This window comes from Nitrosospira multiformis, from assembly GCF_900103165.1.
Classification (GTDB): domain Bacteria; phylum Pseudomonadota; class Gammaproteobacteria; order Burkholderiales; family Nitrosomonadaceae; genus Nitrosospira; species Nitrosospira multiformis_D.
This window is the reverse complement of sequence record NZ_FNKY01000001.1, coordinates 2,406,010-2,426,603: the sequence shown is the minus strand read 5'-3', so window position 1 is coordinate 2,426,603 and position 20,594 is coordinate 2,406,010. Positions and strand designations below refer to the sequence as shown.

Annotated in this window: 21 protein-coding genes; 10 read left to right on the top strand and 11 right to left on the bottom strand. The window is 53.1% G+C overall.

Annotated elements, in window-relative coordinates; genetic code table 11:
• Window positions 1–12 precede the first annotated feature (12 nt).
• The 6 genes from BLR00_RS10930 to BLR00_RS10905 all read right to left on the bottom strand — a co-directional run bounded on the left by BLR00_RS10930 (window position 13) and on the right by BLR00_RS10905 (window position 7,761).
• Window positions 13–1,110, bottom strand: coding sequence for a hypothetical protein (locus BLR00_RS10930; RefSeq protein WP_074632504.1), 1,098 nt, complete (start codon window positions 1,108–1,110; stop codon window positions 13–15).
• A gap of 23 nt (window positions 1,111–1,133) precedes the next feature.
• Entirely contained in the window at window positions 1,134–3,686 is a 2,553-nt protein-coding gene (locus BLR00_RS10925) for a 3-keto-alpha-glucoside-1,2-lyase-like domain-containing protein (RefSeq protein ID WP_074632501.1), read from the bottom strand.
• Window positions 3,687–4,162: 476 nt separating this feature from the next.
• Window positions 4,163–4,591 carry an OsmC family protein gene (locus BLR00_RS10920; protein ID WP_074632498.1) on the bottom strand — a complete coding sequence of 143 codons (429 nt, stop codon included), beginning with the start codon at window positions 4,589–4,591 and terminating at the stop codon, window positions 4,163–4,165.
• A gap of 226 nt (window positions 4,592–4,817) precedes the next feature.
• Entirely contained in the window at window positions 4,818–6,656 is a 1,839-nt protein-coding gene (gene nhaA, locus BLR00_RS10915; protein ID WP_074632495.1) for a Na+/H+ antiporter NhaA, read from the bottom strand.
• Between the two features lie 295 nt (window positions 6,657–6,951).
• Window positions 6,952–7,266, bottom strand: coding sequence for a hypothetical protein (locus BLR00_RS10910; RefSeq protein WP_074632492.1), 315 nt, complete (start codon window positions 7,264–7,266; stop codon window positions 6,952–6,954).
• Between the two features lie 228 nt (window positions 7,267–7,494).
• Window positions 7,495–7,761 (bottom strand): hypothetical protein, encoded by a 267-nt coding sequence (locus BLR00_RS10905; protein ID WP_074632489.1) that lies wholly within the window; start codon window positions 7,759–7,761, stop codon window positions 7,495–7,497.
• Window positions 7,762–8,091: 330 nt separating this feature from the next.
• On the opposite strand from BLR00_RS10905, the gene BLR00_RS10895 reads away from it, so the two are divergent.
• The 8 genes from BLR00_RS10895 (at window position 8,092) to BLR00_RS10850 (ending at window position 16,326) form a co-directional block, all read left to right on the top strand.
• Window positions 8,092–9,015: a mechanosensitive ion channel family protein gene (locus tag BLR00_RS10895; RefSeq protein WP_074632483.1), complete on the top strand. Its 924-nt coding sequence runs from the start codon at window positions 8,092–8,094 to the stop codon at window positions 9,013–9,015.
• 226 nt (window positions 9,016–9,241) lie between these two features.
• Window positions 9,242–9,460: a hypothetical protein gene (locus BLR00_RS10890; protein ID WP_074632481.1), complete on the top strand. Its 219-nt coding sequence runs from the start codon at window positions 9,242–9,244 to the stop codon at window positions 9,458–9,460.
• A 312-nt stretch (window positions 9,461–9,772) separates the two neighbouring features.
• On the top strand, window positions 9,773–10,729 hold the full coding sequence (locus BLR00_RS10885; protein WP_107797574.1) for a hypothetical protein: 957 nt from the start codon (window positions 9,773–9,775) through the stop codon (window positions 10,727–10,729).
• A gap of 185 nt (window positions 10,730–10,914) precedes the next feature.
• Entirely contained in the window at window positions 10,915–11,211 is a 297-nt protein-coding gene (locus tag BLR00_RS10875; protein WP_074632471.1) for a hypothetical protein, read from the top strand.
• Window positions 11,212–11,965: 754 nt separating this feature from the next.
• Complete coding sequence (locus tag BLR00_RS10870) at window positions 11,966–13,096, top strand: PEP-CTERM sorting domain-containing protein (protein ID WP_074632469.1); 1,131 nt, start codon at window positions 11,966–11,968, stop codon at window positions 13,094–13,096.
• A 388-nt stretch (window positions 13,097–13,484) separates the two neighbouring features.
• Complete coding sequence (locus tag BLR00_RS10865) at window positions 13,485–14,039, top strand: acyloxyacyl hydrolase (protein ID WP_074632466.1); 555 nt, start codon at window positions 13,485–13,487, stop codon at window positions 14,037–14,039.
• 348 nt (window positions 14,040–14,387) lie between these two features.
• The gene (locus BLR00_RS10860) at window positions 14,388–14,915 is read left to right on the top strand and encodes a DUF4142 domain-containing protein (RefSeq protein ID WP_074632464.1); all 528 of its coding nucleotides are present in this window, start codon (window positions 14,388–14,390) and stop codon (window positions 14,913–14,915) included.
• A 400-nt stretch (window positions 14,916–15,315) separates the two neighbouring features.
• On the top strand, window positions 15,316–16,326 hold the full coding sequence (locus BLR00_RS10850; protein WP_081346730.1) for a DUF2971 domain-containing protein: 1,011 nt from the start codon (window positions 15,316–15,318) through the stop codon (window positions 16,324–16,326).
• Between the two features lie 68 nt (window positions 16,327–16,394).
• Here the strand turns inward: BLR00_RS10850 and BLR00_RS10845 are convergent, their stop codons facing one another.
• The 5 genes from BLR00_RS10845 to BLR00_RS10825 all read right to left on the bottom strand — a co-directional run bounded on the left by BLR00_RS10845 (window position 16,395) and on the right by BLR00_RS10825 (window position 18,693).
• Window positions 16,395–16,628 carry a hypothetical protein gene (locus BLR00_RS10845; RefSeq protein ID WP_074632462.1) on the bottom strand — a complete coding sequence of 78 codons (234 nt, stop codon included), beginning with the start codon at window positions 16,626–16,628 and terminating at the stop codon, window positions 16,395–16,397.
• 326 nt (window positions 16,629–16,954) lie between these two features.
• Window positions 16,955–17,287, bottom strand: a complete 333-nt coding sequence (locus BLR00_RS10840; RefSeq protein WP_074632459.1) for a hypothetical protein — start codon at window positions 17,285–17,287, stop codon at window positions 16,955–16,957.
• Window positions 17,288–17,342: 55 nt separating this feature from the next.
• Entirely contained in the window at window positions 17,343–17,576 is a 234-nt protein-coding gene (locus tag BLR00_RS10835) for a hypothetical protein (RefSeq protein ID WP_074632457.1), read from the bottom strand.
• Complete coding sequence (locus BLR00_RS10830) at window positions 17,573–17,863, bottom strand: hypothetical protein (RefSeq protein WP_074632455.1); 291 nt, start codon at window positions 17,861–17,863, stop codon at window positions 17,573–17,575. Before BLR00_RS10830 ends, BLR00_RS10835 begins: the two co-directional genes overlap by 4 nt.
• Before the next feature lie 284 nt (window positions 17,864–18,147).
• Entirely contained in the window at window positions 18,148–18,693 is a 546-nt protein-coding gene (locus BLR00_RS10825; protein ID WP_074632453.1) for a helix-turn-helix transcriptional regulator, read from the bottom strand.
• 235 nt (window positions 18,694–18,928) lie between these two features.
• Between BLR00_RS10825 and BLR00_RS10820 the strand changes: the two genes are divergently transcribed.
• Both BLR00_RS10820 and BLR00_RS10815 read left to right on the top strand, forming a co-directional pair.
• Window positions 18,929–19,903, top strand: a complete 975-nt coding sequence (locus BLR00_RS10820; protein WP_074632450.1) for a YdaU family protein — start codon at window positions 18,929–18,931, stop codon at window positions 19,901–19,903.
• The gene (locus BLR00_RS10815; RefSeq protein ID WP_074632448.1) at window positions 19,890–20,549 is read left to right on the top strand and encodes a DUF6475 domain-containing protein; all 660 of its coding nucleotides are present in this window, start codon (window positions 19,890–19,892) and stop codon (window positions 20,547–20,549) included. The genes BLR00_RS10820 and BLR00_RS10815 overlap by 14 nt, the downstream gene beginning before the upstream one ends.
• The last annotated feature ends 45 nt before the right edge of the window (window positions 20,550–20,594 follow it).

The window sequence follows — 20,594 nt, the reverse complement described above, 5'->3', positions numbered from 1 at the left end:
TGGGACACTCCGCTATTCAGGTGCGGCATCAATAGGGGACAACCGGAAGAGATTGAATTTGCTGGTCTGTTTTATGTCGATACCGATCCAGGGATGCATGTCGCCATCAATCACCAGGCCTTCCGCTTTTTCGAGCCCAGCGGGCAGTTTCCAGTACGCGCCGCGATCCAGCGAGACTTTGTCTTCGTCTGGCTTCAGAATCTTTTGCAGCCGGATCAGAGTGGCGCTTTCCTGCGAGAGCAGGTAAACGCTTCCATCCGGGCCGAGCGTGATTTCGCTTGCATCCATGGCGAGTTCGCGCAGGCGCTCGGAGAATTCCCATGTCTTCAACGCCACCAGTCTGCGTTGAATAGGGAAAATCGCCCGGTTTGCGCGGTAAACAATCGGTTCCTCGGAATCCGTTTTTAATCCGGCGAATTCTTCATTATCTTGCAGGAAAGTGGCCGGGCCGTAACCTATCGGGGAGTCGCCTTCCGGGCCGAATTCCACAAGCATCGCGGGGTGCTTTTCCTTGAGAACCAGGACGTGGCCCTTTTTCATGAGTATCATCCCCTCGCCGCGTGAATTGGGGCGTGCCTCCCAGGCCAACTCGAGGTGGCCGATACTTGAAACATCCAGCGTGAAGCTTCCCCGTCGGCGCTCCAGGCGATGGTCGAGGCACGTGATTTCGCCGCGGTTCTCACTCAGCATGCAGATCGTGTCTCTTCCATCCGTTGCGATCGCTTCCCACTGGGAGGCATCCGCTTTACCCTTGCGTACCACATCCGCGACATCCTGCGCATCGATGATGGCCGCGCCTGATGCCGCGTCGATCTGAAATCGAGCGATTTCGTAGCTGCCGTCGCCAACAGCATAAATGTTGATGCCATCCTCGCCTGTTTCTACGCTTCCATTCCCGCCTTTGTTTCTTGTAGTGCGCGCGATGGCGAGTCCCGAGAGTTCGGCGATGGGAAGATTATATTGCTCTGTGATGGTAAGCGTTTTTTGCGGGACTCCAGGAGCGGCCCCAGGGAGGGCTCCAGAGTCTGGGCCGGAAAAGGTTTCAGTGCTGCCCAGGATGCAGGCAAGACAGATGCAGGCTGAAATTATCGGTCTTGGTAGTCCACGCATATTTCCTGCCAAGATGAACCTCGTTAAAGTGGTTTAATCTGGATTTTGCGGAATGCGACCCGTCCAGTATGGGTTTGCAGCCCGATAAAACTGGGTATGCTTCCCGAGCTGGGCTGGCCACGCGCCGGATCGGAGTTGTCATACTCGGTGATTATTATGCCATTGAGAAACACGGTATAGTGTTGTCCCTGGGCATGAATTTCGAACTCATTCCATTCACCCACCGGTTTTACCGGAAGATTATCGGGATCATTAGGCGCGGCGAAGCCGTAGATCGCACCGGTCTTGCGAATGGGCGCACCGTCGGGATGTGCGAGCTGGTCGATCTGGATCTCGAACCCGAAATCAATTGCGACATAGGCGGTATTGTTGTAATTTTTGCTATCCGGGTGCGGAAAGCGGATGAACACACCGGAATTGTCATCCTCGCGCCAGCGCAACCACTCAAGTTTAAGCACGAAATCCTGAGGTGTCGGGTCGGTATGCCAGAACATGCCCAAGTCATTGCCTGGCACCGCTTCCAGGGCGCCATCCACAAGCAGCAGGCCGCCGGGATTATTATTGGTCTGATTCCTGATGGTCGACATGCGCCATTTGCCCGCGTCTGTGCCATCGAAAAGCATGGTGAATCCCGCATCAGGGTGAAGCGACGCAACGGTGAATTGTTCCGCCAGGCGGCGCGCCAGCGCAACCCCTGTGAGCATCGGATTGGGCGAGCCGACTGTCGGAAACAGGGCTGGCCCGGCGACATACGCATTGTCAACAAAGTGGAAACGGGCATTGGCATTGGTGACGGAAGTATCGGGATCGTCGCCCATCCAGAGCGGTCCCGCCTCATGATGGGTGGTGCCCATGCCATCGCGGCGTCCGCCTTGTCGGCCCGGTTTATAGGGCACGAGTTGCTTCAAGTCCGCCGTTGGTGCAACGGTCTGGGGACCGGTTGCCGTAAAGACGGTAAAATCGTGCCCGCCAGCGAATACCTTAGCTACGTCATCGGAAGCTTTGTCCATGGCGTCCCATAATTCGAAGTCGTTTGCACTGAGATTGTAAGCGACCAATGCGCGTTGCATACCGACCTCATCGGTTTCGCTCGTCAATGTGATATCGCTGCCCGGATTCTGTCCCTGGGTTTCGCCAATACCGCGAATGGTAATAACCACCGTGTGGTCGTTCACCTCCTGCAACGGGAGCACGCTATCCAGATCGGGGATCTTCTTGAAAAGCTCCGCCTCGGAATCGGCGCTGAGTTTGTCCAGCCCCGCCGCGGTAATCTGCAAGTGGAAATAACCCTTGCCCGAATCATCGGCGAAGGTGTGCCTGCCTTTCACGAACAGGGCGGATGCCTGTAGCGCTTTCACCGCCGGGCTGAGACTGGACAATGACGTGCGCGGAATGCTGATGGTGAGATTGGAACGCAAGTGCGCCATCAGGTTCTGGCCTATCCTGCCGTAATTCGTGATTCCCTGGAAAGAGAGCAGGGCAAGGCGGGCGCTTTCTATGGTGCCCAGCGCGATGATGACGTTGCCGCTGTCTGCCACGGGGATTGTCACACGCTGTTTTTGTACATTGAAGCCGTCGCCGCAAACCGGCAGGTAAGTCTCGCATTCCACGCCGGTCACCCGCCCAAGCCCGTTCTGGATTGCCGTGACGAGCCGGATTACGCGGCAGTGAGGCACCGCCATGAATCGCTTCTTGACATCGTCCGGGTAGCCCACGGTCTGCATCGACTCGGTGGAAGCCGCGCGCGCCGCTTTGATCAGCAGGGGCGCAGCGCTGAACTTGTTGAAGGGAAAGAACCCGGAACCCGCGCGGCTCTGGACCGCCAAGGGTGCTTCCAGCTTGCATTGTTCCTTATGTTCGACGGATGTGGCGGGCGGTACATGCAAGTGCAGAGGTAGTTCAGCCGGCTTGATCGCCTCGGGGACCTGATTGCCGTTGATGCCGTCAAACAATTGCTTGCGCAACGCATAATGCATGGGGCCGCTGATAAAATCATTCGTCTGGTCGGTACCGATTTGTTGCGCGGCTTCCGCAAAATGCCTGGTATTCAGTTCACTCACCACGCTGGCGGGCCACCGGTCCGGCGGCATTTCCGTATCGGTGTCGGTATCCAGCAATTGTGGAGACCAGCCGCCAAAATAGAGGGAGCGTCCCCCGAAACAATAGGCCAATCCGGGGAACCCGCCCGGCACCTTTGCGGGGTCCGCGCGCCATGGCAGCCCCCAGATCTCGGCGCGCGGCACGAATGGGTCGGTTTCAATGGGTCCGGGGACGCCAAGCCCGATCGGGGGATAGTTTTGCACATGCTCTGTCAGCACCAGCGAACCGGCATCGAGCACCAGGATGCGGTGACTGTGCGTTTTATCTTGCGAGAATAGGTGCTGCGCAAACACCGGTCCGAAGCTGCCGCCGCCGACCACTATTACATCGAAGGGCCGGGCATCGCTGGTTGGAGTGCCATCTGGCCGCTGCCCGTTCTTGCTGGTACTATTCAGGGCTTCATCCAGTCCATTCGCGATGTAACGGCCCAGAACGTCTTTGGTAAAGTCGGTGGTTTGAGGTTTACTTGCCGTCATATCGAAACTCCTTCATCTGGCCATCCATATCCTTCAGGGATCTTCATCGGGCAGGCTGCTAGTTATCTATAGACCACTTCAGAGAACAATTCAAAAATTTTTCCCGTCTTTATTTGAATGGACCTGCGGGTTGAAGTCTGTGATCCTGCTGATTTTGTCTCTCCACCTTTGTACTTCGGTCCAATAGGCAATATCGTCAAAGGGGGTAAGATGCGGCTTAAGGGAGATAACAAATCTTCCTTTATGGTAACGGGACGAGTTGGCCCGGCGGCAATAATCCTCCGCCGGGCATTTTTCTGCTCGCTGAGGTCTCAAGTAGATGAGCGGCGACGGCTGTGCTGCGTGGCTTCACGTATACCGTGATCCGCTTGGATTTAAGGTAGGCTGAGTTTCAGGGCGGGTTACCTGAAATCAATGTGCTGATGAAAGGGCGCAAACTTTACCTCCAAGCACCGGGCAGCGGTTTGACAAAGAGATTAAGATTCCAGGCTGGCATCCATCGTGATTTTCGCCTTGAATAGCTTGGATACCGGGCATCCCGCTTTTGCCTTGTTGGCAATTTCCTCGAATTTCGTTTTATCCGCGCCGGGAATCTTTGCCGTTACGGTAAGATGGCTTGCGGTGATTTCGAAGCCCTCACCGACTTTGTCCAGCGTTACATCCGCATGCGTCTCGATCTTCTCGGGGGTTAGTCCCGCCTCGCCGAGCATCAGGGATAGCGCCATGGAAAAACAGCCGGCATGTGCGGCGCCAATCAGCTCTTCGGGGTTGGTGCCTTTGCCGTTTTCGAATCTTGACTTGAATCCATATGGCGCTTCCTTTAACACGCCGGTTTCGGTGGAGATGGTGCCGCCGCCATCCTTGATGCTGCCCTGCCAGACTGCCCATGCTTTCTTCGTTGTCATGATCGCTCCTCCCTGATTGATGAAAAATCACCAGCCTGCGCCGGAAATCATGTCAGGTCTGTTCGGTGGCACACGGATTAGCCGCAGGACGGGTGGAGTGAAGCCCAACCCATCGTTTTGCTATCCTCCACGTCACGCCTCCATGATGCTTCTTTCCGCCTGCCGGGACATGCAGAGTGGTGTTTTTTTGATGGGTTACGCTACGCTCCACCCATCCTGCGAAGAGTCAATTGGAATCGGACCGCGCATTCCACAATATCGCCGTCCCAATGATCGCCGATATGATCGAGCCCGCGAAGATCGCTATTTTGACGGCGGCGAAATCAGATTCAAGCTCAAAGGCCTGGCTCGCTATGAAAAGTGACATGGTGAAGCCGATACCAGCCAGGGCTCCCGCACCGGCGAGTTGACGCCAGGAGTATGCCGCGGGTTTGGTTGCGATGCCCAACCGGACGGCCAGTGCCGCCGCAGCGACGAACCCGAGCGGTTTCCCAACCACCAGTGCGACCGCGGTACCGAACATGAGTGCCGTCTGACCTCCGAGCGCCCCGGTCTCGACCGCCACACCGGCATTGACCAGTGCGAAGAGGGGCAGGACTACATAGCTCGATCTTGGCGCGACGTGACGAAGCATGCGTTCAGCCGGGGATTCCAGCCGCTCATGGATGGCATCCAACGCTTCCAGGGAGGGTTCGGACGGGCCATAGCGCATCACTTCTTTGCCACGCTTCGTTTCCGCTGTCAGGATCGCATCGGCTTGCAGCATCAGCGCCCTGAGGTTGGGTGGCGGACGAGTAGGGATAAAGAGTGCGAGAATGATGCCCGCCAGGGTCGCATGGATCCCGCTGGAATGTACACAGGTCCAGAGGCCGATTCCCAGGAATACGTAAGGTGAGGTGCGATAGATGCCGCTCCGGTTGACCAGCGCCAGTAATCCCGTGATAGCAGCGGCTCCGGCGAGATAGTTGCTGCGCAGCTCATCGGTATAAAAGATCGCCACGACAATAATGGCGCCGATGTCGTCGACAATGGCAGCCGCAGTCAGAAAAACGCGTAATTCAATGGGTACCCGCCTGCCCATCATGGCAATCAGTGCGACCGCGAATGCGGTGTCCGTCGCCATCGGTACGCCCCATCCCAGCGACCATGCGCCTTCCGGACCTTCCGGCACCAGTAATAGATATGCCAGCGCTGGCATCACCATACCGCCAACGGCCGCGGCGACCGGCAACATTGCGGATTGACGGCTGGCGAGATGACCCACCGTGAATTCGCGTTTTATTTCCAGACCGACTACCAGAAAAAAAATAACCAGCAGCCCGTCATTTATCCAATGGCGCAGCGAGAGATCAAACGCAGCATCGCCAAAGATGATTCCAAAGGGCTGATCCCAGAATTCATTAAAGTCCGGACCGAAGGTGGAATTACTCAGCGCAATGGCAATCGCAGTCGTCAGCAGCAGCAGAATACCAGTCGAAGGCGCCCACTTGGCGAAGTCCAGCGCGGCCGCATGGACGACATGACCCAGGGAACCGAGCATTGCTTCCGAAAGTGAGTTGGCATCCCAGGGGCCATCGTAGCGTCGGCCATTGATGAAGAATGTCGGCGTGACGATGACGCCACTGGCCTCGGCGCTCTCCACATCCGCATCCACACGGGCTTTTGCGCCTAGCGTGCCCTCTTCGTTCCGCGGCGCATTTTTCTCTTCGAGAATCTGGTCGGCGGCGATCGTGTGCAAGTCGTCCGCGGTCAGCGTGGCGGCGTGGGTCATCAGCGCGACATGCACATGCCAGAAGCGTGTCGGATCGCTGTATGATTCCACCAACTCGGCGGCACGGCGGGCGATATCGCTACCGGGCAGCGGCCGGTGGCGGAAGACGTAGCGCAAACGGTTGCCGAAGCGATTGCGCATTTCAGCAACGCGCTCGTGGGCGGCGCGGGAGGAAGGGTCCGCGTAGCTACCGTATTCGACTAATGTGATCTCGGCATCGGGCGGCCCCAGTATGTGGTCGTATGTCTCGTCGACTGGCCGGTCAAGCCGATTGGCGGGGGTTTCGGGTGTCATTGATTAAGCCGTGCATTTGCCGGGATCTCGCGTGGATAAGGATTGTTTCTGCGCGGAGTCCTGTTCGATCCCGCGTTGACAATTGATGCGGCCTGGCAGGTGCTGGACTTAAAGGAAATCGGCTAAAGGCGGGTGTTAAAGCATCATGCCAGTCCATATTTCGCCGCTTTTTAGCCAATAGAACTACCTATTGGGCTTCAAAATCGTCAAAATCTGTCCTCCCGGTCGTATTTTCGCTTCGGCTCCAAGGCCGGCAGGCTGCCAGCGGTTGCAAGCTATGCGGGGTATTCCCGGTTCAGAGAAGTTTCAAGGTTCGTGGAAAACGGCTATCCACCCATTCCCAGACATCCGGAGGCAAATATCCCGCCACAGCCACAGCAATTTCCGTCAGAAGAAATTGAAAATTGTCGCTTCCGTAAATTCCAAGGGTGCTCACCAGTTGTTCAGGCTCAACATTCGTCTCAAATACGATGGCGCATACATGCTCGCCTGAAGTCACGACTCGCCAATCGTTACCGGACAAGGCTTCGACTTCATCACGGATATGCCGCACCGTTACCGCATACTCTTTCAGATAGGGGTAGCAAAACGTAAGCTGATAAAGGGCCATAATCTTTCGGGGAGAAAGTAAGAAAATGTGAGGAGTGCGGCTCTCAAAACTTCGAGCCAACCCCCTCGCATAGTGTACCCCACGTAAGGTAGCCGTATTATGAATCCTGAATCCTGAATCCGGTAGTGGTAGTGGATTCATCCGGAAGGTGAGCCTCAAATGATACATAAAATCTTTATGAATCATGGAATTGAACTCATAAATGAGTGCTCAATCACCGGATTTGGGTTAATAGATAATCACGCCGGTTAATGCCGTCGTGGATTCAGCAGATTCGAACATTTGGTTTTCGATTTGGGCGATCGCTCGCGATAGCCCATCCCGGAGTTCCCGTGCCTGATCCGCATGCATCACATAGGGCCTGCCTGGATCAGCCTCGGAGAGCTTCTGCCGTTCATGAGATAGAAAAGGGAAGCGCACGGAAAGGACTCCGTCAACCGGTACTGTTTTTATTTCCCAACCCGTAATGGGGAACAGAAAGAGATCGTTATCCATGGAAGGCTCCTGCTGAAAGTTTAACGGCCTTCAGTGTAGCAAAGAGAGTACTGAAGGCTTCGTTAACTAGCGCACATAGATAAGCGTCTTTATGCTGGATAATACGATAACACCTTCTCATCGTTCGCTAATCTCGCCAGCCTGTCACCCATTTTTTTTTGCGCAGGTATGCGCATTTGTTTATCTGGCATATGCCGCGATCGCCAGGTTATGGGAAATCCTCCGATCGGCGACGCTCGTCGCTGCGTACTCATTCAGCGGCTTTCTATTAACGTATCAAATCATGCGGGACGAAGGGAATTCAGCGATCGATAAATCAGGAGTGAAAAAATGGATCTAATTGCCCGATTTTTACACCAATTCAACTGGCAAACGCTCATGTTTGCAACGCTGCGAATCATGTTTATCAGCCTCGCGGCATGGATATTGCTGTCAGTCATCAAACTGTTACTGGGCCGGATGCAGCAGTCGTTGATCAGCAGGGCCAGCGAACAGGGAGAAATGGCAACCGAAGCCGCCAAACGTATTGAGACGCTGATCAGGCTGCTGCGCCAGGCGGTGGTGATTATCGTTTGGGTGATAGTGGGTCTGGTGATTTTGAGAGAATTGAATGTCGAGATAGCGCCGATTCTCGCAAGCGCGGGCGTTGTTGGTCTCGCCGTAGGCTTTGGTGCGCAGAATCTGGTGCGTGATGTTATTTCAGGGTTTTTCATGATCCTGGAAAACCAGATCAGGGTGGGCGACGTGGCCATTGTCAATGGCACCGGTGGGCTGGTGGAGCGGGTTAATTTCCGTACCCTTGTCCTGCGCGACGAGGCGGGTACCGTGCATGTATTTCCCAACGGAACCATTACCACACTTGCAAATATGACCCAGGAATGGTCGGCGTATGTGTTCGAGATTCGGGTGGCTTACAGGGAAGATATGGATAAAGTCATGGCCGTCATGCGCAGTGTGGGCGCGGCGTTACGTAAGGATGAAACGTTCGGCCCGCTGATGGTGGAGGATGTTGAGATATACGGCGTTGATAGTTTTCAGGATTTCGCGGTGGTCATCAAGGGGCGTTTACGCACCAGGCCGATCAAACAATGGAGTGTCGGGCGTGAATATCGGCGGCGGCTAAAGCTTGCATTTGAGCGCGAGGGCATCGAAATACCCTCTCCCTATCATTCCATCTACTTTGGCGAGACCGGCAACGCGCTGATGGCGGGACTTATCAATCAGAAAAATGCCATGAAGGCGGAGGAGCCATGAACGCGCTCCCTGGAATTACGCAGCATTGCGGTTTTACGGCGGCTTGAAGCGCAGGAAGATTTTGGATAAGATAACGCATCAATTATTTAGCGGCGCCACAAGCGTGATTTTTGGATTTGAATAATTCCGGCCACCTCCATGAAGGCGGCTCAGCCGATTTATTAAGCGATTCATTACCCTTATTGTTGTCTGACAAATTCAGACCTACTATTTCACCAGAAGTCTCATGAGGAAAATTCTATTCGTCTTATTCTCCGCGTCGCTCTCCGCCCAGGTTTTTGCGCAGAAAGAAGAGCCTCGGGAATATCCTTGGGAAAAAGCTGCGAAACGTATCGAAGCGGATGAGGCAAAAGCGGGCCGGTCTAAAAAATTGGAGCAGCAGAGCGAGACCAGTACCAATAAGCCCGAGAAAAAAGTCGACGCCGAAAACAAGAAGGGCAAATAAGGATCGTTTTTTTTCGGCAAACATGGTTCCAGCACGTACTTCCGCAAAGCTACAGCGTCCCAACTGGTAAGTAGGGACTTATCCAGAGGTTCTCCCGCGGGTGCGTTGATCTTTTGCATCGTGATCCATCTCATTGGTTACTGTGTATTTAACCTGGTTTCCGCCAGAGGGAAATGCCGGTTTCGTATCATTCCGGCGGCTGATTTAAAAAAATAATTAAAAGTGATTCTGATTGTTTTTTTGAGATAGCCGTCTATGGTGAATGATCGGCATGCGGAATCCAGGGTGATTCAGATACTCCAGGAGATAATAATGGGCCCCCATCATAAGTTTCTATTTTCAGCCATATTCATGATGCTGACAGGTGCAGCCCATGCACTTGTCGTTAATCCGGATGGTCCCGGCATTGATCCTGCGATAGACGTAAGCAGCATGAATTGGGCGCCGGGCAATGCACTGCTAACACCGGTTGGCAATGCGTCGATATTCACCCACCATCTGGGTGACGTGTTCCAGAGCTACATGCATGCTTCCCTGAACGCGCTCGAGAATAGCAATGGCGTTGGTATTGGTGGTTCAGCGCCAAATAGATGGGCCTATATTGCAGGTTATCGCGAACAGGTGGTCTCTACAGTCGGCAATAATGTCGTGCTGGATACTATCGGCGGAGGCGAAAATTTCTTCAGGTTATATTTCGATGCCACGCCGAATGCCCATGCAGGCAACGGCACCGGATATGGGCCTGATGCCACCAACGCGGACCCGGTGCTCGTACTGTCCGGCATGATTGCGGCCAGAGGGGAAACGGCAATCTCCGCCTTAAGAGTGGCCCCAGGTAGTCTCGATCAATCCGGGGTCGACAATTATCCCGGTGTGGCCAGCATCACGGCAGTTGGAACTGGAGCGATGTCGGTCATTATCGAGAGCTTTGATCCGGTTTATTTTTCAGAAGGGGTGCCCGCAGGGCTCGGGCTGGATTTTCAGATTATGTTTAACGCGCCATTTACTCAGGCTGACCCATCTTCCTGCTTCAAAAATGGCGCGAACACCCTGATAAATGGAGCGGGCCCGAATACGCTTGACGGCCTGGAGTGCGGCGTTAATACAGTAGGAAGCATCAATGGGATTGACGGGACGAATCTTATTTTTATGACAGACACATCGACATCTTTTACCCAGATTGAGCCAATTTCAGAGCCCATGTCATCGGCGTTGCTGGGAATTGGGCTGGTTGCCATGCGAGCGGGCAGACGACGCATACCGAGATAACCTAGTTCATCCAGAAATATAAATGCTTATACCTCTGTTCACTAAATATCATTACAAAAAAATCCCGCAAAATCAATATGCGAATTTTATGAAATCTCCGTGCTAGAAATCGCAGACCTTCCGAGTACTTCCGCAAACCCAACAAACCCTTACCGGTAAAGGTACAGATATTCAAAGGCTCTCCCATGGGTGCGTTGATCTTTTACATCGCGATCTATTTCATTGGTTACTACGCGGCGCACTTCCTCAACCAGATGGTTGGCCGCGTCCTGATCCGGAACCGGCGGATCGCGGGCCTCATTCTGGTCTTCACAGTCAGCATCGGTCATGGCTACAAGATAATGAGCACGCCGCCGCCCCATGATCACGATGATGGGGCAGGGTATGCGATGGGCTTATACGTCATCATGCCGGTCACGATCATCGTGATTGCGGTTTTATATCTCATGTGGCGGGAAGGAAATGATGACGACGTATCATAGATGGCCGGGCCGGCGTAGGGGATGCCGCGATCGCGTTCCATGTGCATGGGGCGCCCGCCCGCTTCGGGGTCGCACCTTCCTGCGGAAGGCACCGCTCCGCCCTGCGCGGTCGTATTCCGCGTCGCTGCGCCTTGCGCTGTACCCCAAAAACAGTGCATTTCACCCGTCTAACTACCGGATTTAGGATGAAGGATTTAGGGATCTGGTATGCGATATGGGTACACTGTCGAACTATATTACACCGGTCCGGCCTGCAAACGTAACACCAATCCTGTACTTCAGTCTAATGGTAGATATGCTCAAACTCTGTAAGATGTGACTTCGGGTGTCTACTCTTTCCTCCATTAGTAGCGGGCTCCCGGCCCGGCCGCATTGACCCTGCGAGCCGGGCTTTTTTGTGATCGGCGGGCTGCCTGCAGGAACGTCAGTATCTCCGCTAACTTTCTGGAACACCTTGTTTTTTTAGACTGTACTTCAGTCCAATAGGCAATGCGCTTGGAATATGGAAAAATGAAATTGTTGGCTGTTAAAGCAGTTTGATGCGGCAGGGAAGATTCAATAAGTTGGACGGGTAGCGTCGAAGAAATTTACTCTTGCAGCATTCGACGAAGCTATTTTTAGAAAAAACAGATTTGATATCATGCTCTTATATATCTGGCATGGTAAATGCTTAAGTAGACATTGCAGCGAACACGGATAATTTGAACATCCCTGTAAAACTGCCCCTTTAACAATTTTCAGATAGGAAGATGAAATGAGATTCGCACCCAGTACGTTAAACCAAAAGATCGTTCTTGCGTTGGGCGCTCTGGCACTGATGCCGCAGTCGGCCAATGCGCTTCTGATCAGTACTGCCCCGGCAGGCTTTAGCAACTCCGCAAGCGTTTCCGATAGCGAGGGCGGAGGCGCGAGTAACAACAACGGTGCCAGTTTCGGGACCAGTGCGATCAATCAGTTTAACTCGACTCAAGGCGTTCTGATGGGTGCTACTCTCGATCTCACCTCGACCCGGACACAAAGCACCTGGGTCAAATCCACTGCTGGTGGTGGTACGGGTGCTAATAGCACGGTTACCTCGAGCGGTAGCGGCAACAGCACAGCCAGTATTTCGGGAGCCGGCATAAATGCGTCCTTTTCTTCCATCAGCAATAGCGATACCTGCGTGGATAAGCTTAAGGGTGCTTGTACCGGCAGCGCTACCACAAGTTCCGCTACTACTACCAACCTGAGTCAAGCGGTATCTTCCGCCAATCTGGATAGTTATGTCGGCACCGGCGATGTGACGCTGACGCGCACAGCCCCAGTACTGGAGGCGACGCAGGGAGCTGGCGCTTTTACCGGCACCGAGACCACGGGATATACTGTCAACTGGGCGGGCAATATCGGCGCCACTTATGATTACCTGCTGCATGCCGCCCCATCGTTTGATGGTTCCTCGACAATGTTGACCTTGAACCTGGACTTTGGTGTTTTTCATGTGGGCGACGCCGCTAGCCTTGGATTCAGCCTCTTCAATCTGGCTGATGCCAACCGGGTCGGCCTCGATTTCGACAGCATCTCCGGCAGCGGCGACACTGGTATGCTATCAACCGATTTGAGCAGTTTCAGCGGCTTGGGTCAGGGTTCAAGCTTCAACTGGCTGGCCATGCTGGATACTTCCTCAGCCGGAATTTTCAACGCCAGCTACATATTAGGCCTGTCGGACGCGGATGTCGGCGCGGCATCCAGCCGGACCGCCTATAGCCTTATCCTGAACCTGACTGGCACTGTAAATGAGATACCGCTTCCACCAGCTCAGATTGGTGAGGTGCCTGAACCCACCACTTTTGCACTTCTTGGCCTCGGTTTGGCAGGTCTGGGTTTTAGCCGTCGCAAGAAATCCTGAAATCAATCCACAGGTCAAAACAGGCCCGCTTCGGCGGGCTTTTGTTTAAGAACATTTCGGCAATACCATATAGATTATTCATGCTCACCCCCTCGAGTTTTTTACACCTCCGCATCGCTATGGCGAGGCTCTCGTGGACTAGCGTCGTCGGATCACTCCGTTAATCTGACCTGCAAAACTTTGTCTGCTCTCTCCGAGCCTGACGGATCGCAGCGATTCACCCATCATGAACTTGAAATTGCTTGACCACTTCATAGTACAGCCCTCACACTTCTTTTAGTCGATGCGGCAGGTTCGTGCGAAAGATTAAATCCATGAATTAAGCCCGTGGTTGACCGTTCTTTCCGTCCTGCCAACGGAGCCGGGTTCTGATTCGAAGGATTTGATAATGCGCGCACAAATTATCAAGGCATGGATTTTCAGCCTGGGGTGTATTGCCTCATCCCATGGGTACACAAATGAGTGGAAGGCAGCCGCGTGGCTACATGAGGTAAAGCTCGGCGTGCTTCACCATGACACCGGCGCTTTGTGGAGCGGCTTTCGTCGCGAGAGTGGCGCCGATTTCAATCTGGAAGCGATTTTCTCGCCACAATACAAAATTCTGGGTGGGTTCATTCGTCCCGCCCTGGGGGGTTCGGTGAGCACTGCCGGGGATACGTCCAAGCTCTATTCGGGTGTTCGCTGGCAATATGATCATACGAGTGGCCTATTTTTCAGCGTTGGCTTCGGTGGTGCGGTCCACAATGGGGATCTCCATTTACAGCACAATGATCGCAAGGCTCTCGGATCACGGGTTCTGTTCCACATTCCGATCGAAATCGGGTATCGTGTCGGTGCCAGAAGTTCATTATCGGTGTATTTTGATCATGTTTCCAACGCCAACTTTGCCGATCCCAACGAAGGCATGGATTCCCTTGGCGGGCGATACGGCTATCGCTTTTAGGCGACCGGCGATCTTGAGGCATCTTGTGCAGGCTTCGCGCCTCCGCGAATCCGATCCGGATTTCGAACGAGCGATCGAGGCTATTAGGGCCTGTTAACACTTATTTCGTACCCGCGTTGCTACACAAAAAACGCGGCATCCGAGTTTTTTGTACGCAACCCGAAGGGACGGAACGGATTTCACCCAGCCCTTCGTTACTCGCCGCTTACGGAGGCCTGCTCCGCCGCGCGGCTCATGCCTCGTACTGGATGAAATCCGTCGCCGTCGCGGGTGCAAAATAAGTGTTAACAGGCCCTAGTTGCTCTCAAAATCATTCAGTAATCCCAAAATCGAAAATAGGAGTGTCCCATGAAAAAACTGCTCATGCTGGTCATCGCGCTGATAGTCCCGATCTTTGCAGCCGCTGCTGAAACGAAAGCACTCAGTGACGCGGAAATCGTTGGTATCGTCCTGGCCGTGAATCAGGCTGAAATCAATGGCGGTATTCTGGCCCAATCCACGTCATCCCATCCAGATGTGAAGGCGTTCGGTCACCGTTTGGCAGAAGAGCATAATGATTCCACCTCGCAATTCAATGACTGGGCGAAAAAGAAAAATATAACGCCGCAGAGCAGTTCGATCAGCGACACTTTGAAGGCCGATGGGGAGAAATACCTGGAGAAACTCAGGAAGCTGAACGGCATATTATTCGATCTGGATTATGTCAATCATGAAGTGGAATCCCACCAGCAAGCGCTCGATTTATGGGATGGGAAGCTGATTCCAAGCGCAAAGAATGAGGAGCTAAAGCATTTATTGAGCCTGAGGCGGGCAAGCCTTGCCGGCCATTTTGAACAGGTAAAGCTGATCAAAACCTCGCTGGGCAGAAAGAAGTAGCGGTGTATAGACGATACGATGCTGGACTTCAGTCCAATGGATGATTTGTTCGAAGCGTGTAAGATATGACTTAGGGCGACTTCTATCTTGTAATGCTAGTTGGAGCCCTAGCCCGGCCGCATTGACCCTGTGTGCCGGGCTTTTTATTGGTTTGCATTTTGAAGCAGGTCGGATCAGCGCAGCGTAATCAGGCATATGACCATCTGCATTGCATCTGGTCGCTCCCTGAGGGTGATGCCGATTTTGCGACACGCTGGCGGTTGATCAAAACGTAGTTCACGAAGCATTACGATCTGGCTTCGCGCACAGCACGAACCAGGATCCACCCGTGAAATCGGGAAAGAGGCGCAACCGCCGTTATGGCCTACAAATACTAATATTACGACTTAAGGCTCGCACAATGACGAAAGAAGCTCAAGAGATGATTCTTACACCAGAGCAATTTCAGCTCTGGTTGCAACTTGAGGGTATTTTTATGCCCGAAGCTACCAAGAAAAAGAATTCATTTTACGAAAGTGGGACAAAAAGTGAGGCACGGTTTGTTCATTATACTTCAGCCGAGGCAGCGCTCAACATCATTAACAGCAAACGCATGTGGATGCGTAACACAAGGTGCATGTCAGATTACCGCGAAGTGCAGCACGGCTTTGAAATTCTTCAGGGATTCCTTTCGGATAAGGGCAAAAAGGATGCATTTATTAAGGCTCTTGATAGCTGTGCTCCCGGTGCGGGGGATGAAGCTATAACTTTATTTGATCGATGGTCGGATGAGATCCAGTGGAACACCTACATCATGTCAATATCAGAACATGATGATAAAGAGGATTCACACGGACGATTATCAATGTGGCGCGCTTTTGGCGGCAACGGTGCTCGCGTAGGTATTGTCTTAAAGCTGCCTTGGTATGCTGAAAAAGCAGGCACATTGAATGTTAGTTTTAGCCCCGTGGCATATCTGCCAAAGGATAAAGCGCACGAGATGATGGACAAAGTTATTGGGAATATAGATGCGAATAGCGATTTTCTGCGTTCAGTAGATCGTTCGCTTATTGTGAAAGCTGTTTTCAGTATGCTTGAATTTAGCGTTGAGTGTCTTAAGCACGAGGGCTTTCACGAAGAAAGGGAATGGCGCGTTATCTGTGGCCCTGGGCGCTCGCCCTCGCTACACATAGAATCCTCAACTGAGTTTTTTGGAGGGGTTCCGCAGTTGGTTTATAAGTTGCCGCTCGACGTAACGGTTTCAGAGTCACTTAGCCATTTGGAGTTTTCGCGCTTATTTGACCGTCTAATAATTGGCCCATCTCCGTATCCATTGGTGATGTACCAGGCATTTGTGGAGGCGCTTAGAAAGGCAGGGGTTGCGGATGCTGAAAATCGAGTAGTTGCCTCTGGTATCCCTATCCGTGCTTAGGTAAAGAATATCTTACGAACGGTAAACCTTGACAGGTCAGATTAACGAGGCGTAATCCGACAAAAGAGCTATTCATTTACCTCCTTCCACTTCGCCGCCGCCAGACAAACGGCGGCGCGCAGGGTGGCCGCGCTGGTCTTGATGTCATCGCAGAATAATGTGAAGCCACCGGTATATTCCGGAGTGGGGCGGGTATAAATGGCTTGGTCACAGTATTCGCCCAGCCAGTCCAGTATCTCGGTATCGGTGAGGGAGAGGGGCGCCGGGCGGTGTTCGGTCCATAATTCAGCCCAGCGTCCCATGATTCAATCCTTAGCGTATTGATTACAAGTTTTGGATTATTCTGGTCCTTTCAAATCGGACCGAGTTCCGCGCCAGGCACGGCCTGGACATTTCTTTGCGCTTTTCCGTCGCTAGCCGCTTGTCTTTCCACGCCACAAGGGGCTTACTGGATCGAGGCTATGCTGGTTCGGGCTACGCGTCTGTTTCGCGGGTGGTTCCGTAAATGCCGCAATGAAGTACGGCACAGGTCAAATATTACAAGTGAAACTTGTAATTGTCAAGGAAAATTGTGCGACCGGGACAACGTCACCGTTCTAAAAGGTGAGAGGGGAGGGAGTATGAAGCCTTACCGGTAGGGAATCCGCCGGAACGGGATTTCACCAGACTCGCGTTGCTGGGCTCTGCCAGGACCATATTCTATCACCTGGTCATCTTTCAGAATTACCGAATAATCGACGATGTCATGAATGGAGCCTGAGAAAAAAGACCAGGCGCTGGTGCGCCGCTCAATGTAGAGCAGGACTTCATACTCGCCGGTGCGCTGGTAGCCATCGGGGTTGCCAACAATTCTTATCACTTCGTCTTTCGTGAGTCCTTCTCGCAGCCCCGTCATTTTTCCTCCCATAACGCATGAGGAAAGCATCAATGTGCCGAGCAGGGCGAGGATGATGAGTTTCATAATTAGCTCCAAATGGGTAAGTGTTCAGATTTATGAATTTGAATAAGAACGTTCGTTATTGTCCCGAATGGGGCAAAGATTCAAGCTCCTTGATGAGCAACGCCACCTCGGCGACTTCTGCCAGCACCTCCTTCACCGCGCGCTCGAGTGTGTAATGCCGTTTTTCCGTTTCGTGCAAATGCTCGGGGAATTGCTGAATATATCGTTCCTGCCTGGCGCGTGCCTTTTCCGAAATATGAAAAGCAAACAGCATCTCCAGATTGTCGTAGGGTTCGGACATTGTTTTCATCTCTGCGGGTCGATTATTGCCGGAGGGTTGGTCGCGTAAGGGTTATTGGCGCTATCGTTGCTGTACGGGCTTCCATACCGGCCGTAGGGATTGTTGATGGAATCCGCGCTGTATTGGCTTCCGTATTGTCCATAAGGATTACTGGTGGAATTGGGGTCATGGGGGTTTGCGCTGAGATTTCCCAAATATTTTCCGGTCTGCCGGTCTCTGAGTTGCGGCGTTTCCGCGTGCGTGTCGTGTATGACCCCAGCCATCAAAACAGCGAGTACAGTGATGCCGAACTTCATATCAACTCCAAAAATGACTGGATTGCCGCCATGCGGCGTTGCTCGTCGTTGCATATGAATAACTATGCGCCTCCCCGTGCCTAGCCTGGCAACAATCCAGTCATTTTAAACGTCCTAGCAGATTGCCGCCATGCGGGGTTACTCGTTGTTGATGAATAACCACGCATTTTTATTTTAGATGGCTTGCGCTGATTTATCCACCTCTTCAATAACATCCCCGCTAGTTTCTGCCGCGCCTATCAAATTTCCGGCGATTTTGCTGATGCCTGTATTGCTGTCTTCTATCAGATTGCCGTCTTTCCCCTAGTCTTGACTCTCGAGGGCATCCGGCGCGCAGGAAATGCCGGAGGCGGGTGAGGCGCCAAATCCGGCTTCGGTAAAGGTTTCAGATCTATCATCGCCTCTTCTGCTTTTTCACCCCGTTCGGCAGCGATAAGCGCTTTGCTTATCGTCAGCAGGCGAAACGCATCTTCATCCGACATGCGCCGCATTGCGCTTGCAACTTCCTTTATCAGTGCTTCCCTGCCGGAAACAGGCGCTTCGGCGGCAACTTTGGACGATCTACCCGAAATTGCCTTACCGGATTCGGATGGCGGCGGTGTTGTTTCCGCTACCTGTTCTGACTGCGGCAGGGGCAGCCCGAAATGCATCTGCGCCAGTGGCAGTTTGAGTATTTCCGCAATTTTGTTCAACCGCTTTCCGCGGGGTTGCGTCGCGCCTGACTCCCATTGCTGAACTGCCTGCGGAGAGACGCCGATTAGCTTGGCCAATTGAGATTGGTTCAAGTCAAGCTTCTCACGCCCTTCGCGAATAATTTTCGCAATATCCATGCTTGCGGGATGCCAGTACGCCAAAGAAATGTTTGCCACAATTTATAGCAATGATACAAGCAACGCTTGCAGTTTGATTACAAGAATAACTTGACATGTACAAGTGAAACTTGTAATAATCCGCCTCATCAGCATTTCACACCAAAAAACAGCAGGCCAATCATTTAATTTCGAGAAAGAAGTGGGCTTAAGCCACTTAAAAGCTAAAAGAAATGAAGCAAACAAGGTTATTTGAGTGAATTACTACGAACGCTATTGCGGTGATTATCAACGCGACACCGCGCATCTCTCCCTGGCTGAACACGGCGCTTATACGATGCTGCTGGATACTTATTTCAGTGTTGAAAAGCCATTGCCTAAAGAGCTTCCCGCACTTTTCAGAGTTTGCAGGGCCATGACACGGGTGGAGCAACATGCCGTCAAGGCGGTTGCGGATCAATTTTTTCCCGTTTCCGAAATTGATGGCTTACGCCATAACGCCCGCGCGGACCGTGAAATCGCCAAAGCCCGGCCGAAGATAGAGGCTGCGAGAATCAATGGCAGGAAAGGAGGGCGTCCTTCCAAAGAGAAAGAGCCCGGAAATGAAGACAGGAACGAGATTCCGCAAAAACCCCCTGGGTTATTTGCCGGTTCCGAAAATCCCACCGTTGAGATAACCCACCAGGCTACCGGGACGGAACCCGGCGGCAAAGCCCACCAGCACCAGCACCAGTTCCATAAAGACTTGGAAAGTATTCATACACAAACTTCTTATCCCACAGAGGAAGAGAAATGCATATGCGATCCGTTGCCTGCCCGCGAGTCCATGGTCCGTACATACCATGGAAATGGCGTCGCAGCCCCGGTGCCGCCAGGCGTGGCGGGTGCGTGTTGTAAAAGCATGACGCGGCATGGCGTAAAGGCTTGCAATCCGCATCATCCGACATTACTGGCGCTGCTGCGAGCGGGAGCGGTGGAAGAGGAATTTGTGCAGGCCGCGCGAAGCGCCGCCACCAAGGGAAAAGCGAACTTTGCCTACGTTATCGGCACAGTGAAACGGCAGCGCGAAGAGGCGGCAAAACTGGTGTTGCACCAGGGTCGGATGCCTAACCGGCAGGAATTGCTTGAGGCATCGAATAAGGCCGCCACTCAAGGCTGGCTGCCCCCGGAATTGAGGGGCAGGGAATCAGAAGAACCGAAATCAGGGGAGAACCAGCATGCAAACCAATGATTTCCAGAAATTCCACGATGGCATTGTCGGCGTAATGGGTTTTTATGGCCGGAGCGTTTCGAGCTTTGCGCTGGATGTATGGTGGACTGCGCTCAAAGGACATGATTTGGCGGCGATCGTGGATGCCTTTAATCGGCACCTGGCGAATCCGGACGCGGGGCAGTTTCCGCCCAAACCCGCCGATATCATCCGCATGTTGCAGGGTTCCACTCAGGATTCCGCGCTACGAGCCTGGGCTAAGGTCGATCAGGCGGTACGCCGAATTGGAACGTACTGCGACGTGGTGTTTGACGATGCGCTGATTCATCGTGTGATACAGGACATGGGCGGATGGATTGCGCTGGGAAGCAAGGGCGAAGATGAATGGCCCTTTGTGGCAAAGGAATTCGAGAACCGCTATCGCGGGTTTCGTTCGCGTAACGAATATCCGGAATATCCAGCCAGTTTGATGGGCATGGCGACAGCACATAACAACCAGAAAGGTTTCAAGACTGACCCGCCGGTGCTGATCGGGAATGAGCAACTAGCCAGACAGGTGTTGTACGGCGGCACTGACAAGCCCGTGCTTGGATTCAAGCAACTGCGCGATGAACTGGAGGAAACAGAAACGGCGGCTGTAGCGCTCCGGAACGTGGGAATTGGATAGCAAGAAAGAAAGCATATCAAAGGTGAAGGTTGGAATGAAAGAGAT

What these genes read in the sequence shown, in the direction of transcription:
- nhaA (WP_074632495.1), bottom strand. Translation starts at nt 6,656, where the DNA reads ATGACACCCGAAACCCCCGCCAATCGGCTTGACCGGCCAGTCGACGAG.
- BLR00_RS10890 (WP_074632481.1), top strand. Translation starts at nt 9,242, where the DNA reads ATGAGGAAAATTCTATTCGTCTTATTCTCCGCGTCGCTCTCCGCCCAG.
- BLR00_RS10895 (WP_074632483.1), top strand. Translation starts at nt 8,092, where the DNA reads ATGGATCTAATTGCCCGATTTTTACACCAATTCAACTGGCAAACGCTC.
- BLR00_RS10865 (WP_074632466.1), top strand. Translation starts at nt 13,485, where the DNA reads ATGCGCGCACAAATTATCAAGGCATGGATTTTCAGCCTGGGGTGTATT.
- BLR00_RS10850 (WP_081346730.1), top strand. Translation starts at nt 15,316, where the DNA reads ATGACGAAAGAAGCTCAAGAGATGATTCTTACACCAGAGCAATTTCAG.
- BLR00_RS10825 (WP_074632453.1), bottom strand. Translation starts at nt 18,693, where the DNA reads ATGGATATTGCGAAAATTATTCGCGAAGGGCGTGAGAAGCTTGACTTG.
- BLR00_RS10920 (WP_074632498.1), bottom strand. Translation starts at nt 4,591, where the DNA reads ATGACAACGAAGAAAGCATGGGCAGTCTGGCAGGGCAGCATCAAGGAT.
- BLR00_RS10910 (WP_074632492.1), bottom strand. Translation starts at nt 7,266, where the DNA reads ATGGCCCTTTATCAGCTTACGTTTTGCTACCCCTATCTGAAAGAGTAT.
- BLR00_RS10875 (WP_074632471.1), top strand. Translation starts at nt 10,915, where the DNA reads ATGGGTGCGTTGATCTTTTACATCGCGATCTATTTCATTGGTTACTAC.
- BLR00_RS10930 (WP_074632504.1), bottom strand. Translation starts at nt 1,110, where the DNA reads ATGCGTGGACTACCAAGACCGATAATTTCAGCCTGCATCTGTCTTGCC.
- BLR00_RS10885 (WP_107797574.1), top strand. Translation starts at nt 9,773, where the DNA reads ATGGGCCCCCATCATAAGTTTCTATTTTCAGCCATATTCATGATGCTG.
- BLR00_RS10845 (WP_074632462.1), bottom strand. Translation starts at nt 16,628, where the DNA reads ATGGGACGCTGGGCTGAATTATGGACCGAACACCGCCCGGCGCCCCTC.
- BLR00_RS10840 (WP_074632459.1), bottom strand. Translation starts at nt 17,287, where the DNA reads ATGAAACTCATCATCCTCGCCCTGCTCGGCACATTGATGCTTTCCTCA.
- BLR00_RS10925 (WP_074632501.1), bottom strand. Translation starts at nt 3,686, where the DNA reads ATGACGGCAAGTAAACCTCAAACCACCGACTTTACCAAAGACGTTCTG.
- BLR00_RS10870 (WP_074632469.1), top strand. Translation starts at nt 11,966, where the DNA reads ATGAGATTCGCACCCAGTACGTTAAACCAAAAGATCGTTCTTGCGTTG.
- BLR00_RS10830 (WP_074632455.1), bottom strand. Translation starts at nt 17,863, where the DNA reads ATGAAGTTCGGCATCACTGTACTCGCTGTTTTGATGGCTGGGGTCATA.
- BLR00_RS10835 (WP_074632457.1), bottom strand. Translation starts at nt 17,576, where the DNA reads ATGAAAACAATGTCCGAACCCTACGACAATCTGGAGATGCTGTTTGCT.
- BLR00_RS10860 (WP_074632464.1), top strand. Translation starts at nt 14,388, where the DNA reads ATGAAAAAACTGCTCATGCTGGTCATCGCGCTGATAGTCCCGATCTTT.
- BLR00_RS10815 (WP_074632448.1), top strand. Translation starts at nt 19,890, where the DNA reads ATGCAAACCAATGATTTCCAGAAATTCCACGATGGCATTGTCGGCGTA.
- BLR00_RS10905 (WP_074632489.1), bottom strand. Translation starts at nt 7,761, where the DNA reads ATGGATAACGATCTCTTTCTGTTCCCCATTACGGGTTGGGAAATAAAA.